Origin of the sequence: Intestinibacillus massiliensis (assembly GCF_900155735.1) — a bacterium.
Taxonomy (GTDB): domain Bacteria; phylum Bacillota; class Clostridia; order Oscillospirales; family Butyricicoccaceae; genus Intestinibacillus; species Intestinibacillus massiliensis.
Genome location: NZ_LT707036.1, coordinates 1 through 12,085 on the forward strand (window position 1 = coordinate 1; position 12,085 = coordinate 12,085).

Sequence of the window (12,085 nt, forward strand, 5' to 3'; positions counted from 1 at the left end):
CTGGTTAAGGACGCGAGACGGAAGATATGGGCCTTTAGCTCAGTTGGTTAGAGCAACCGGCTCATAACCGGTCGGTCCCGGGTTCGAATCCCTGAAGGCCCACCAATTTCGACCCTTGCAGGCAGCAGGTTGCCGGAGGGGTGCGGAAGGGCGTATACAACGACATAGGGGTATAGCTCAGCTGGTAGAGCAGCGGTCTCCAAAACCGCGTGCCGTGGGTTCGATCCCTACTGCCCCTGCCAAGAAAGGACACGGCGCAAGGCCGTTTCTGATATACAAAATGTGGCTCGGTAGCTCAGTTGGTTAGAGCGCCGGCCTGTCACGCCGGAGGTCGAGGGTTCAAGTCCCTTCCGAGTCGCCACATTTGCTGTTGTAGCTCAGTCGGTAGAGTACATCCTTGGTAAGGATGAGGTCACCGGTTCAATCCCGGTCAACAGCTCCAAACGGAAAGCACTGTTTAGATGGGTTTATCGCCTGTTTGACAGTGCTTTTTTGTATTTATCCTAGCGTTTGCGGGCATGTGTGCTGGCTTGCTTTACGGCGTGTAAATGCGGTTTTAGCCGGTTTTAACCGTGTTCGGTGTTGCACCTGACGTTGCACCAGCATGGGCGTTGATCATGTCCGCGGCATGGTTGATTGCAACGTCGGTAGAGTGCGTGTAGATCGCTGATGTGGTCTTGATATCGCTGTGCCCCATCAGTTCCTTGGCGACGTTAATCGGCACGCCTGCGGCCTGTAGGTCGGTGCAGTAGGTATGACGCATGCAGTAGGGGACGAGGTCGGGCGCAACCACTGATTTTATAATGACGGTTTTGTATTTGGCCGTTGACCGCTTCTTCTGCTCAAGCTGGACAGTCTGCGCTCCCATGAGGATATCTAGATCTGTTTTGAAGGACACCCATAGCCGCCGCAAGGTGTTGACCGAATGTCGCTGCCCATTACTGCGCGTGAAGACATAGCTGAAGGGGTTATCTGCCGGACGCGCTGCGCGCAGCTCGGCGGCGAATGGCAATGGGATCGGCACGGAGCGTATCCCGGCCTCGCTTTTGGGCGGTTTGATTTCACCGGTTCTGGCTTCAACAGCACACTCAATCCGGACACGTGGACGGTCACTGTCTAAATCAATATGGCACCACTGCAATGGGATTGTTTCCTCTGGCCGCAGGCCGCAGTACAGCATCATTTTGACCCACAAGCCCGCAGGGTGTGTTTTGGAGAGGATAAGGATATACTTTCTTTCCTCGTCTGTGACCGCCCTTCTGGAGCCACGTGGGACGGCGTGCGGAAGCTCCAAGTCAGCAGCCGGGTTGCTGTATATAATACCGTTGCGCCGTGCCCGTTCAAAGATGGCGTTAAACGTATCGGATACTTTGGTAACGGTGTCTATGCTCAGGTTGCCCAGGCCGTTAAGGATTTTCTGTAGGTGTACCGGACGCACGTCTTTCATCTTGACATCACCCATGTGGGCGACCAGGTGGCGGCGGACATAGCTTGCGTGCCGCTCATAGGTGCCCTTCCGGACGCTGCCCTTTTTATAGGTTTCGAGCCACTCAGCCGCCCAACGCTCTACGGTGGTATTGCCGTTCGCAGTAATCTTGCCTTCTTCAAGATCCCGCTGCTTTTGCGCCGCCCGCTGCCATAATTCCTTTTGTGTTTTGGCGCGTATATAATAGCGCTTGCCAGCGTAGGTAATTGAGGTTGTGTACAGGCCTTTTGCGTTCTTTTTCATGTTGATACCTCCGTTTAAGTATGATAAACTAGAGGTGCAGAGCGAAGGGCATTTGATCTGCATCTCTTGATAGCTCCGTCTTGGTGTTGGCGCACCGAGGCGGGGCTTTTTATTTTGTTAATCTTCGCTTGATGGCACTTCGATGCAGCCCATAACTTACTGAACCAATCCCGAAACGGGAATCCCCGTTTCGCAAAAACATTGGTCGAGGACAAGCGGCCGCTTTCCGGATAGCCGGGTTTTTTATTTTGTTTTACGCGCCGTGTGGCAATCCGAGATAATCGCGCAACGCAGTTTCCAGGACGCGCGAAAAATTCGCACCTTTCGCCTCCGCTGCTTCTTTTAGCCAAGCCGGAATTGTAATGTTGGTTTTCACGCGCCGGTTATCCAATTCATCCTTGACTAGGTCGGGGAATACCGTTACTGGTGAAACAAGATACCCAGGGGTAACGTCCGGGTCAATGGCAGGAGCCTTAGAGGGGGCAGGAAGCGGATCCCCATCCTTCTCCATGCCATAGATGTGCAGCCCTAGTGCCTCGGCGGCTCCTTCCTGCGCTTGTTCAAGATCCGCCCCTAGGGTCACGCATCCTGGAAGGTCAGGGAAAAATACTCCGTATCCGCCGTTCCCGTCCGGTTCAAATACCGCAAGATACGTACACTTACGCATTTCTGCTCGCTCCTTTCATGGGCGGGGATTATTTCTCATTCAGGATCCATTATGCTGGACAGTCGAATTTCCCTGCGCTTGTTGACGCAAAATCAAAGACTGTCGATACTGATCCGCCGGAGCCAAGTCTATAAATTCAACGGACTTATCGTAATTTTCCCGGACAACCCGTTTAATTTCGTCAAGAGAAACATTAAAAAATTCTCTTCGTTGGTTCACAAAATTCAATTTGCGATCCGCAAAAGCATTATGTAAGGCAGCCTCAAGCTTTGGAGCATCGTCTGAAAAAATCATAGCATGAATATCAAAATTAAACGGTACGGAGGCGTCCCCGAGCTCATCTACACGTTCCGTTGGGTCTAAGCGGCGTGTCATACCAATCTTATAGACGTTTTCACCGAAAGCCCCAACGTTAGAAATTACATACACATACCCGGCTCTTTGATTGGCCGCGCGGTAGTCAATGGCTTCTACCTCACTACTGATTTTCCCTAGTTGCTCCTCAATTTGCTGTTTCTTTTCCAGGATATCACTTTTCTCAACATCAGACGCGGTTTCTAACTGTTTAGTGATTTTTATCAAAGCGTTTTTATAGTGCGCCCGTTCTTTTTCCAACTTTTTTCGGGCTTCCTCGATTTCTTTGGCTAATTTAGCTTCTTCGCGCATTCTTGCACGGATTTCTCTCAATTCTTCTTTTTCTTGTTGCTTTTTTTGTTGATACTCAAACGCCAAATACAGTTCTTCGATTTTAAGCTGATAATATTGTGGGTTAATAAAGACCCCCATCATTTCACCGAGTCGGGAGATTGCATCCATGGAAGCTTTTATGCGTTTCTCACTGCTTTCAATATTGTTATATTTGACATGTTCTATTATATCGTCGCATTCCGAGTTAAAAGCACGCAATAGGAGTTTTTGCATGTCGGCAACCATTTTTCTCCCTTTTTGGGCATCTCCATTTACCGACCAAGAGTTTGAGCCAAATACAGCCGTTCGGTTTTTTACCATATCTTTTTGGCGAGACCTAATATCAAGAAGGCAGGCTTTATAATCGTCGACTCGCATGAAGCTATATCGAGGTGTATATAAGCCAAACGATTGAAGCATGACCTGTTCATCGGTTTCAATCACCTGTTCATTTAACCTTTTAAGCAACGCCTCGGTTTCCACTGCTTGTGTATTAAGCTGCTGCAATTCCGCTTGTTTACGTGAAATCTCATTCTGAAGGTCCGCAACTGTTACGCTTTCTGCGGGAATGATGGACTCCAAGTCAGCGATTTTTTTCTTTAACTTCTCAATTTCCAGCTTTTCTTTTGTGCCTAATAAGGACATAGAAACACCCCTCAGTTACTTAATTTCACGTGTACGCTGTGCGGCTACATTTACCAGTTTATCGCAGCCCGCTATCGCACACACTAGCTGTAAATATCAGTAAAATGTTCGGTTCCGAACATTCAGCAAGATATTCCGATTTCAAATTATAGTGTGATGTGAAAGGGTAAGATGAAAAACTTAATCCGTGAAAGGCGGAAACAGTTAGGGCTAACCCAGGAAAACCTTGAGCACCTTTCCGGCATCCCGCGTTCCACGATCGCCAACTTGGAAAGCGATCAAGGACGTTTACCTAACGTAGAGGTTGCAATCCTGCTCGCGCGGGCTTTAAAGGTCACCGTGGAAGAACTGTTTATCGTCTAGGCCGCTTGCGGCCTTACATAGGTTCATCTTACTCAACAAGGATAGGATTTTCAAGGAGGTACATAGGGAGTATGGTGCGGTCGTTGGCAGGTTTTAAGGGTTGCGTATATAGAACAAATGTGCTAACATTAAAGAACCAAAACGAATGTTCTAGAAAGCGAGGCGGTCAATATGACAGGCGGTAAAAAGAGAGAAAGCAGTGGACGGTGCGAGCAGCCGCCTGTACATAACGAGCGGAGCAAGGAATATAAGCGCGCTCTTCTTGATCTAGTGTGGCAAAGTAATGACGATTATTTTATTAAATCGCTTTATACATACGCAAAATGCTTGCGGGAAGCAATGAATAAATAGTGTGATTTAGCGGGCGGCGAAAGCTGCCTGCTTTTTTTTATTCACTTTTTTGCTCGTCGATAAGCTTATCAACCATTTTTTGAACCGCAGCTTTTTCAGAATCCTCAAGCTCCCAATATGCCCGCATAATTTTGCGAATAAATTTATCTTCCGAAACTTGAATTTGAGTACAAAGCCTTATGAACTCTTCATCGTCCGAAATTGGCGCGAACATATCGCCTTTGCCGGTTCGAAGCCACTGTTCATTTATGTTAAACTCGCGGCAAATCGCGCGAACGATTTGTTCTGATGCGTTACGTGCTCCACTTTCAATTCTTGATATGCCAGCACCAGTTACGCCTAATCTTTTGCCGAAAGCTTCTTGACTAAGGTTGATCGTGTGATGCTGCCGGACTTCTTTTATACGGTTTTTCAAATCATACACCTCCTTATGAGTGAACTATATCATACAGACTTACCAGAGTCAAGAAAAATCTTAAAAAGGTATTGACATTTCTACCTCCGGTATGTATACTGATACCAGAGTCAAGAAAGCGAGGTGAAAATGTTGCCTGAAAAAACCAAAACGGATAGCGATAAGGTCGTTATTGACTTGAAACGCTTAGAAACGGGCTTGAAGGAATTAAATCCACAAAACCTTGCCTATATTGCAGGATATGTGGATGGATTAAATGAAAAAGAGCCACCTGATAAGCCGCAGGATGAAAAGGAAGGAGCGTGAGAGCGATGCAAATTCGGCGTTCGGATTATGTGAAGCAACAGGTGTTAAAAAACCTGCTGACCGCACAGGAGCGATCAGCAGAAAAGGGTGATTCAGGTTCAGTTATTCGATTATCTCGGTTCTTGCTACGCTTTTTCGATAATCGCGATGATGAAGTGATAAATTTCAGCACGGAAGACCAAAAACGGAAGAGCGTGAGAGCGATGAACAACCAAAAAGAAACTGCCCGCCCCAGAGGGACGGACAGCGCAAAAGTGATTCAGGTTATTGAGACGAAAGCAATGGAAGGGCGAGGAACACTGGACGACCCTACTAGAATCAAAACGCAGTATTGGGACTTTGACGGAACGCTTTTAGCTACGGCTGAATAGTCCTGTCCTTTGAGCAGGACACACCTGAAAAAGGAGAACATAAACGGCACGTAGGATTCGGTGTGAGAAAGGAGCGTGAACAGCATGTTCTGGCATTGGCTAGAAGAAAACCACCCCATGATTAACGAGGTAATTTGGTGGGGCGTTGCAGCAATCGGCATTGCGGCGATTGTAATTAGTTGCATTATTTGATAATCGACAATATCAAAGCTGCCAAAGCGATGGCGAGCGTTGCCCAAGCGCGAAACTCTTTCCACCTGTTGGCGCGGGGCATGTGAGTTGTAAGAAAGGAGTATCCACAAATGGAAGATTTCAAAACCGGGATGCTTATTGCTCGAAGCAATGCGTTACCGGAAAAAGCAAACGCCCTTGCTAACGACATAGTGGCAATATGCCGCAGCAAAGGCGTTACACTCCGAGATGCCGAGCTCGCGATGTACGCGGTGCTTCAAAAAATCTCGGATCGCGAGCAAGAGCTTTACGGAACCTCATCGTTTACATTTGCTGATGATTAAGCGCAGCCGTCAAAGTAGTACCTCAAATAATAGGTGTTTGAGATGTAATAAGAGAGTTGATCCCGGTGATAGATACTGCCGTTATTGTGGGAAAAGACTATACCAACGGTTCGACGAACTCTCAGAGAAGAACCAAGTGGGGGCTGTTATTGATCAGTACATTCATCATGGAGTTCCATGACAATGCCGCGATATGGCTGTCTTGCTCAGCCATTTTCGCTTTGGGAATTTGTAACGGGATTGCTTTTCGACGAACCGGGCATCCCAACGTCGCGCGCGTATTTGAATTTGTATGTACCGCGTTGAGCGCTTTCATGGTGGGGATGTGGGCAGCTTTAGCCCTGGCATCATAACCTTTTGATGGCATCTGCAATTATTTTCTGAGAAAGGGGGATGCCTGTTTGAAAATCGAGGATATTCTTGAGCACTTCGGGGTGTCAGAAAAACGTTCAGCCGATAAAATCCATATCATTAGCCATCCGGACAGGCTTGCGCAAATGGATAGCTTCATCTTCGGGATGGTTGATAAAACGCAAAAAACCCGAATCATAGTGGAGTATGACCCGGGTTTTCCGTATAGCATTATTCAAGTTGTCCCGGCGGAAGTTCCGTCACGACGCAGCCATCTGGCAGAGTGAAAACATCTTCAAACCGATACGTTTCGTCAAGAAATACGCGGATTGCGGTGAATAATCTCTTATCTCCATGACGATTTGGGCTTACAACAAAATCAGTCATAAAGGCAACACGATCTAGTGTGTTACGTACATCTTCTATCTGGTCTACAGGGATACCGCGGACATCAACGTTGTAAATGCGAAGTGCCAAAATAAGCTCCTCCTTTCATACGTACTCGGCTGTTTCAGCAGCCCGTGAACATATTATAGGAGATATTGGCGGGGAAAGCAAGAAAAGCGCCGTTGAGCAGAAAACGAACGACAAAAGGACACCGTGTAATAGGAGTGTGAAGCCTGTGGGATTATATATCGCAATATTTATCAGCGGCGCGGCATTCGGAATGCTATTTCAGAGGGTATTGCTTTATATCGCGATTGACACCTATAACCCGACTATGTGCGATTGGTGCCAATTGAAAATTAAAAAGAGCCTTTGCAAACGCAAAACCCCTAAAGCCAGTCGGCCGCAGGGTGGCAAAGAGCGACGCAGCCACGTCCCAACGACAACTATTCGTATCCCGTGTCCGCTAAAACCACCAACAAGCGACGTTCAATAACAGATCGAAAACGATAACAATAGAAAGGGAGGTACACACTAATGGCAACCAAACGCGACATTATCGATGATATCCGCAGTATTTGGCCGGATGCAGGAGTTTTGAGCAAAGCCGATGTGCTGCGGTACTTGAAAGACCGCACGAAAACACCTGCGGAGGCAAACGAATTTATCTGCAGTTTGGAACCAGTTAAGATCAATAATAGCAAGAAATATTTCGTGGTTGATATCGCGGACAAGCTGTATCGGCGGCAATCAGGTACCGGTGCATGAAACGAAAAATTTACATAATCCTCGGCTGGCTTTGCGGCTTTGGCGTGCTCGGCACGGTTGGGGCGAGTGACATCGGCAATATCCCCTTCGGGCAGATGGCGGTGCAGCTCACGGCGTTTATGCTCGGTATGGTCTGGTGCTATTACCGGCATGGAGAGATATAAGGAGGGATTCAAATTGACACAAGGCAAGGCACAGGTTAACATGCTGCGCGCCCAAGAGTGCGCGGGGCTGTTCGCGCAGATCAGTTCGGGCGACTTCTCCGCAAGTGGGGAGCAGAAGCGGCTTATCCGGATCGAAGAACTGATTTTGCGGATGCTGGAAGATATCCAGGAGGAAAATTATGACCCGGAAACGTGATCACCGCCCGCCGTTCAGCATGAGCCGGAACGTAGCCCGTGCAGTCCATGCAGCGGCATGGGAAAAAGGCCTGCAAACGCGGGCAAAGAAAAAAGCCGCCCCTAGTGGTAGGACACCAAGGACGGCAACTGAGGAATAAATCTTCATCTACATAATACCCGCAAGGAGAGGGATTGTCAACTATGAAAGATACAGGAACCGTAAAAAGGAGGGGTTTTGCCCGTGGATAATATCCAAAAGGCAGCAGACTTTGCGGAAAAGGGGTACCATCAGCCCACAGTAAAGGTTTGCTGGGGCACCGGCTACATAGTCATGGAAACCGAACAGTTTTTAAAACTACCACCCTGGACACAAAAGAAGATTCTTAAATTAGGAGGACTTAAATAATGGATATGTTGGTTATTTCGAAATCTGCATCGGAGTGCGGGTACAAGCAAATGATGATCCGCTCCGATACGCACGCGGTATTGTCCCAGATCAGCAAAGAGACAGGCATACCTATGACCAAGCTGGTTAATGAAATGGTCAGGTTTTGCGCAGAACGTATTGAAGTAGAAGACTGAAGCAGGAGGGCTAAAGTAATGGAAATCACAATCAATATCCCCGCGATGGACAAGCTTGCAGAGGCGATCACACAGTTATCAAACCGAGATACCGCTCCCTTACAGGAAGCAGCACCCGCACCCGTGGCAGCGCCTATGCAGCAGCCCGCAGCAGTCCCGATGCCGGCGCCAGCGCCTACGCCTACGCCCGCACCTGCCACAGCACCCACAGCACCCACAGCACCCGCAGCACCTGCGGCGGCACCCACGTACACCCTGGATGAGCTGGCGCGAGCTGCGGCAGACTTAATGCCCGCGCACACCAATGACCTGACCGCATTACTAGCACAGTTCGGTGTTGCATCGCTGGGCGAACTGCCGGCAGTGCATTACGGTGCTTTTGCAACCGCGATCCGTGGGATGGGGGCTAAGATCTGATGCCTCCTGTAAAACACGCCTTGCTGGGCGCGTCTGCCGCGTCCCGTTGGCTGGCCTGCACGCCGTCCGCACGCCTGTGCGAGGATATACAGGACAGCGGAAGCCAATATGCCGCCGAGGGTACCCTGGCGCACGAACTCGCAGAGTTAAAAGTCCGCAAGATGTTCACCGTTATGGCGAAATCGGCGTATACAAAAGCACTGAACAAGATCAAAAAAGACCCCCTCTATGATAGCGAAATGGACCGTGTGACAGACAGCTACTTGGACTACATAAAGGATTGCGCAATGCAGTTTGACAGCAAACCGTTTGTCGCCTGTGAGGTGAACGTTAACTTTTCTGGCTACGTACCCGAAGGGTTTGGCACGGCGGACTGCGTCATGATCGGCGGCACGACAATGCGCGTGGTGGACTTCAAATACGGCAAGGGCGTACCTGTCACGGCGGAAGAAAACCCCCAGATGAAACTTTATGCTATCGGTGCGCTGGTACAGTATGCAATGCTGTACCACATCGACAGGGTAATCTTAACCATTGCACAGCTACGCCTAGGGGAACCGGACGAGTGGGAGACGACACCTGATGCACTGATCCAGTGGGCGGCTGAATATGTAAAACCCCGCGCGGAACTGGCCTATAAAGGCGGCGGGGAACCGCAACCTGGGGAGCATTGCAGGTTTTGTAAGGCAAAGGCACAGTGCCGGGCGCGGGCGGAAGATAACCTTGCGGCGGCGCAGGCGTTTTCTAGCCGTGCGGATACGTCTTCACCAGTAGACGCCCGCCTGCTAACCTACCCCGAGATTGGGCGTGCGCTCGAACGGGCAAAACCATTCATCAAGTGGTTTAAGGACATTGAGGAATACGCGCTGCAGTCGGCGCTTGAAGGTAAGGAAATCCCCGGGTGGAAGGTGGTCGAAGGCCGCAGCCGGCGCCAATTCGATAACACCGATACCGTCTTTGAGGAATTGCAAGCCGCGGGTATCGACGGGGCGCTACTGTATGAACGCAAACCGATTGCCCTTACTGGTATTGAGGAGCTGCTCGGCAAAAAAGCGTTTGAAAACCTTTGCGGCAGCCATGTGGTGAAGTCTGCAGGTAAGCCTGCCCTCGTCCCCGAGGGCGACCGCCGCAAACCATTTAACAGTGCGGTTGCCGATTTCGAAGGGCTGCAGGAAGAATAACATAACTTGTAAAGGAGATCAGAATATGTATCAGAACAACCCCACAAAGTGCCTGACTGGCGAAGTACGCCTGTCCTATGCAAACCTCCAGCAGCCGCGCAGCAATAACGGCGGAGACCCGAAGTACAGTGTAACGCTGCTGATCCCGAAGGCGGATGTAGCAACCGAGGCGGATATCCGTGCGGCAATCAACACGGCTTACGAGAACGGCGTACGGGGTCCCTGGCAAGGCAAGCGGCCGCAGCTTAAATACCCAGTAATCTACGACGGGGACGGCTTACGGCCTTCCGGGGATGCATTCGGCGAAGAATGCAGGGGCTGCTGGGTACTGACTGCCAGCAGCAAACAGAAGCCGCAATGCGTACATATTTCCAATGTACATGCAGAACTGATGCCGCAGGATGTGTACAGTGGCATGTACGCCCGTGTAACAGTAAACTTTTACCCATACGAAAACAGCGGCAACCGCGGCGTAGGCTGTGGCCTGGGTAATGTGTGTAAGACACGCGATGGGGAACCGCTTTCTGGCCGCGCGAATGCGGAAAGCGATTTTACAGCATTGGAAACAACGCAGGCCGTGCAGGGATCCCAGCCACCGGTTAGTCCGGCGGCACAGGCCAACCCAGCGACGGGATTCCAGCCGCCGATCGGTACTGCGGTGCAGATCAACCCTGTCACAGGGCTGCCAATGTAACCTGAATAATGTGGGGCGTTACCATAGGTGCGCCCCATCTTTATACCAAATTGAGGTATTTGTATGAAAAATATATGCGACCGCCGCTGCCCATTCCTTGATAAGCATGGGCGGTGCTGGGCGGCCGGCCAGTTTGTACGGTACATGGATCGCTGCCCGGAGGTTAAAATCAAAGACCCGAGCGGGCGCAGGAAGGAGCCAGGCAATGAGGATCGGCCTGATTGACGTGGATGGGCACCGGTGGCCGAACCTTGCGCTGATGAAGCTATCCGCATGGCACAAGACGCGGGGCGACACAGTGGAATGGTGGGACGGGTTCGCGCACTACGGCCGTGTGTATATGTCGCGGGTGTTTGACGACACCTACTCGGTGGACGAGCCCGAGCCGTGCAACGCGGATGAGATCGTCAAGGGCGGCACGGGGTACGGACTGCAAAACCGCCTGCCGGACGCAGTGGAACACATGACGCCGGATTACGGCCTGTATGGCATCACGGATACGGCCTATGGTTTTTTGACGCGCGGCTGCCCACGTGCTTGCCCGTTCTGCATCGTGGCCGAGAAAGAGGGGCGCAAGGCGCGTCACGTCGCGGATTTGTCCGAGTTTTGGGATGGACAGCGCGAAATCAAGCTGTTAGACCCTAATCTGCTTGCGGCCGAAAACCGTATGGAGTTGTTAGGCCAACTGGCGGACAGCAGGGCATTGGTCGATTTTACCCAGGGGTTGGACGCACGGCTGCTGACGCAGGATAATATCGCGGCGCTCAATCAGGTTAGGATCAAAATGCTGCACTTTGCATGGGACAGTATGGCGCAATCGGATGCAGTTCTAAGCGGACTTGCATTATACGCCCGGTATGGAAAACTGGACGAACGGCGGCGACGGGTCTATGTCCTGACAAACTACGATACCACCCAAGAGGAAGACTTATACCGGGTTTACCACCTGCGGGAAATGCAGTATGACCCGTATGTGATGGTTTACAATAAGCCTCACGCATCAAGGGAGACGCGACGATTACAGCGGTGGGTTAATAACAAGTTTATCTGGCGCGCATGTGCGCGTTTTGAGGATTACAACAGTGGAGGGAATCTTCGGGAAGGAGCCAGGCAATGAGGATCGGCAAGCACGTTAAATTCACCCCGGAGCACGCAACCGGCAAGGCGGAGGGCGTGGTCACGTGGATACACCCGCGCGGGCGGTTCTGCATAGTGGAGTATACGCACACGGACGGGCGGCAACTGCGGGAATGCTTTGGGCTGACCCGGGACGGGCTGTTCTTTGCGGAAGACCGCGTGCGGATGCTGCGGGATG

The 12,085-nt window shown here is 50.6% G+C and carries 19 protein-coding genes and 4 tRNA genes; 19 read left to right on the plus strand and 4 right to left on the minus strand.

What is annotated here, in order from left to right; translation table 11 throughout:
- Window positions 1-28 precede the first annotated feature (28 nt).
- The 4 genes from CZ203_RS01030 (at window position 29) to CZ203_RS01045 (ending at window position 442) form a co-directional block, all read left to right on the plus strand.
- Window positions 29-105 (plus strand) — tRNA-Ile (locus tag CZ203_RS01030).
- A gap of 61 nt (window positions 106-166) precedes the next feature.
- Window positions 167-242, plus strand: a tRNA-Trp gene (locus CZ203_RS01035).
- Window positions 243-284: 42 nt separating this feature from the next.
- Window positions 285-361 (plus strand) — tRNA-Asp (locus tag CZ203_RS01040).
- A gap of 5 nt (window positions 362-366) precedes the next feature.
- Window positions 367-442: transfer RNA gene (locus tag CZ203_RS01045), tRNA-Thr, on the plus strand.
- A 114-nt stretch (window positions 443-556) separates the two neighbouring features.
- Here the strand turns inward: CZ203_RS01045 and CZ203_RS01050 are convergent.
- The 3 genes from CZ203_RS01050 to CZ203_RS01060 form a co-directional block, all read right to left on the minus strand.
- Entirely contained in the window at window positions 557-1,729 is a 1,173-nt protein-coding gene (locus CZ203_RS01050) for a tyrosine-type recombinase/integrase (RefSeq protein ID WP_159456290.1), read from the minus strand.
- Between the two features lie 253 nt (window positions 1,730-1,982).
- Window positions 1,983-2,396 (minus strand): type II toxin-antitoxin system HicB family antitoxin, encoded by a 414-nt coding sequence (locus CZ203_RS01055; RefSeq protein ID WP_087064251.1) that lies wholly within the window; start codon window positions 2,394-2,396, stop codon window positions 1,983-1,985.
- 39 nt (window positions 2,397-2,435) lie between these two features.
- On the minus strand, window positions 2,436-3,728 hold the full coding sequence (locus CZ203_RS01060) for a DUF4041 domain-containing protein (RefSeq protein ID WP_087064252.1): 1,293 nt from the start codon (window positions 3,726-3,728) through the stop codon (window positions 2,436-2,438).
- 171 nt (window positions 3,729-3,899) lie between these two features.
- On the opposite strand from CZ203_RS01060, the gene CZ203_RS01065 reads away from it, so the two are divergent.
- Window positions 3,900-4,091, plus strand: coding sequence for a helix-turn-helix transcriptional regulator (locus CZ203_RS01065; protein WP_087064253.1), 192 nt, complete (start codon window positions 3,900-3,902; stop codon window positions 4,089-4,091).
- Between the two features lie 388 nt (window positions 4,092-4,479).
- Here CZ203_RS01065 and CZ203_RS01070 read toward each other — a convergent pair whose 3' ends face one another.
- Window positions 4,480-4,857 (minus strand): helix-turn-helix transcriptional regulator, encoded by a 378-nt coding sequence (locus CZ203_RS01070; RefSeq protein WP_087064254.1) that lies wholly within the window; start codon window positions 4,855-4,857, stop codon window positions 4,480-4,482.
- Between the two features lie 129 nt (window positions 4,858-4,986).
- Between CZ203_RS01070 and CZ203_RS14350 the strand changes: the two genes are divergently transcribed.
- The 14 genes from CZ203_RS14350 to CZ203_RS01120 all read left to right on the plus strand — a co-directional run.
- Window positions 4,987-5,163, plus strand: coding sequence for a hypothetical protein (locus CZ203_RS14350; protein WP_207651255.1), 177 nt, complete (start codon window positions 4,987-4,989; stop codon window positions 5,161-5,163).
- A gap of 5 nt (window positions 5,164-5,168) precedes the next feature.
- Window positions 5,169-5,534, plus strand: a complete 366-nt coding sequence (locus CZ203_RS15020) for a hypothetical protein (protein ID WP_235847428.1) — start codon at window positions 5,169-5,171, stop codon at window positions 5,532-5,534.
- Window positions 5,535-5,836: 302 nt separating this feature from the next.
- Window positions 5,837-6,049: a hypothetical protein gene (locus CZ203_RS01080; protein ID WP_087064255.1), complete on the plus strand. Its 213-nt coding sequence runs from the start codon at window positions 5,837-5,839 to the stop codon at window positions 6,047-6,049.
- 401 nt (window positions 6,050-6,450) lie between these two features.
- Window positions 6,451-6,687 (plus strand): hypothetical protein, encoded by a 237-nt coding sequence (locus CZ203_RS01085; protein ID WP_087064256.1) that lies wholly within the window; start codon window positions 6,451-6,453, stop codon window positions 6,685-6,687.
- A gap of 637 nt (window positions 6,688-7,324) precedes the next feature.
- Window positions 7,325-7,555 (plus strand): hypothetical protein, encoded by a 231-nt coding sequence (locus CZ203_RS01090; RefSeq protein ID WP_087064257.1) that lies wholly within the window; start codon window positions 7,325-7,327, stop codon window positions 7,553-7,555.
- Window positions 7,552-7,719 carry a hypothetical protein gene (locus CZ203_RS14360; protein ID WP_159456293.1) on the plus strand — a complete coding sequence of 56 codons (168 nt, stop codon included), beginning with the start codon at window positions 7,552-7,554 and terminating at the stop codon, window positions 7,717-7,719. The genes CZ203_RS01090 and CZ203_RS14360 overlap by 4 nt, the downstream gene beginning before the upstream one ends.
- A gap of 13 nt (window positions 7,720-7,732) precedes the next feature.
- Window positions 7,733-7,915, plus strand: coding sequence for a hypothetical protein (locus CZ203_RS01095; RefSeq protein ID WP_087064258.1), 183 nt, complete (start codon window positions 7,733-7,735; stop codon window positions 7,913-7,915).
- A gap of 222 nt (window positions 7,916-8,137) precedes the next feature.
- Entirely contained in the window at window positions 8,138-8,302 is a 165-nt protein-coding gene (locus CZ203_RS14365; RefSeq protein WP_159456294.1) for a hypothetical protein, read from the plus strand.
- The gene (locus CZ203_RS14370; RefSeq protein ID WP_159456295.1) at window positions 8,302-8,478 is read left to right on the plus strand and encodes a hypothetical protein; all 177 of its coding nucleotides are present in this window, start codon (window positions 8,302-8,304) and stop codon (window positions 8,476-8,478) included. The genes CZ203_RS14365 and CZ203_RS14370 overlap by 1 nt, the downstream gene beginning before the upstream one ends.
- A gap of 18 nt (window positions 8,479-8,496) precedes the next feature.
- Window positions 8,497-8,895 (plus strand): hypothetical protein, encoded by a 399-nt coding sequence (locus tag CZ203_RS01100; RefSeq protein ID WP_087064259.1) that lies wholly within the window; start codon window positions 8,497-8,499, stop codon window positions 8,893-8,895.
- Window positions 8,895-10,076, plus strand: a complete 1,182-nt coding sequence (locus tag CZ203_RS01105) for a DUF2800 domain-containing protein (RefSeq protein ID WP_087064260.1) — start codon at window positions 8,895-8,897, stop codon at window positions 10,074-10,076. The genes CZ203_RS01100 and CZ203_RS01105 overlap by 1 nt, the downstream gene beginning before the upstream one ends.
- A 25-nt stretch (window positions 10,077-10,101) precedes the next feature.
- Window positions 10,102-10,770, plus strand: coding sequence for a DUF2815 family protein (locus tag CZ203_RS01110; protein ID WP_087064261.1), 669 nt, complete (start codon window positions 10,102-10,104; stop codon window positions 10,768-10,770).
- A 205-nt stretch (window positions 10,771-10,975) separates the two neighbouring features.
- A complete protein-coding gene (locus CZ203_RS01115) occupies window positions 10,976-11,887 on the plus strand; it encodes a hypothetical protein (protein WP_087064262.1) in 912 nt (303 codons plus the stop codon).
- Window positions 11,884-12,085, plus strand: a 202-nt coding sequence (locus CZ203_RS01120; protein ID WP_143436051.1) for a hypothetical protein, incomplete at its 3' end; no start/stop codon positions are given. The genes CZ203_RS01115 and CZ203_RS01120, both read left to right, overlap by 4 nt.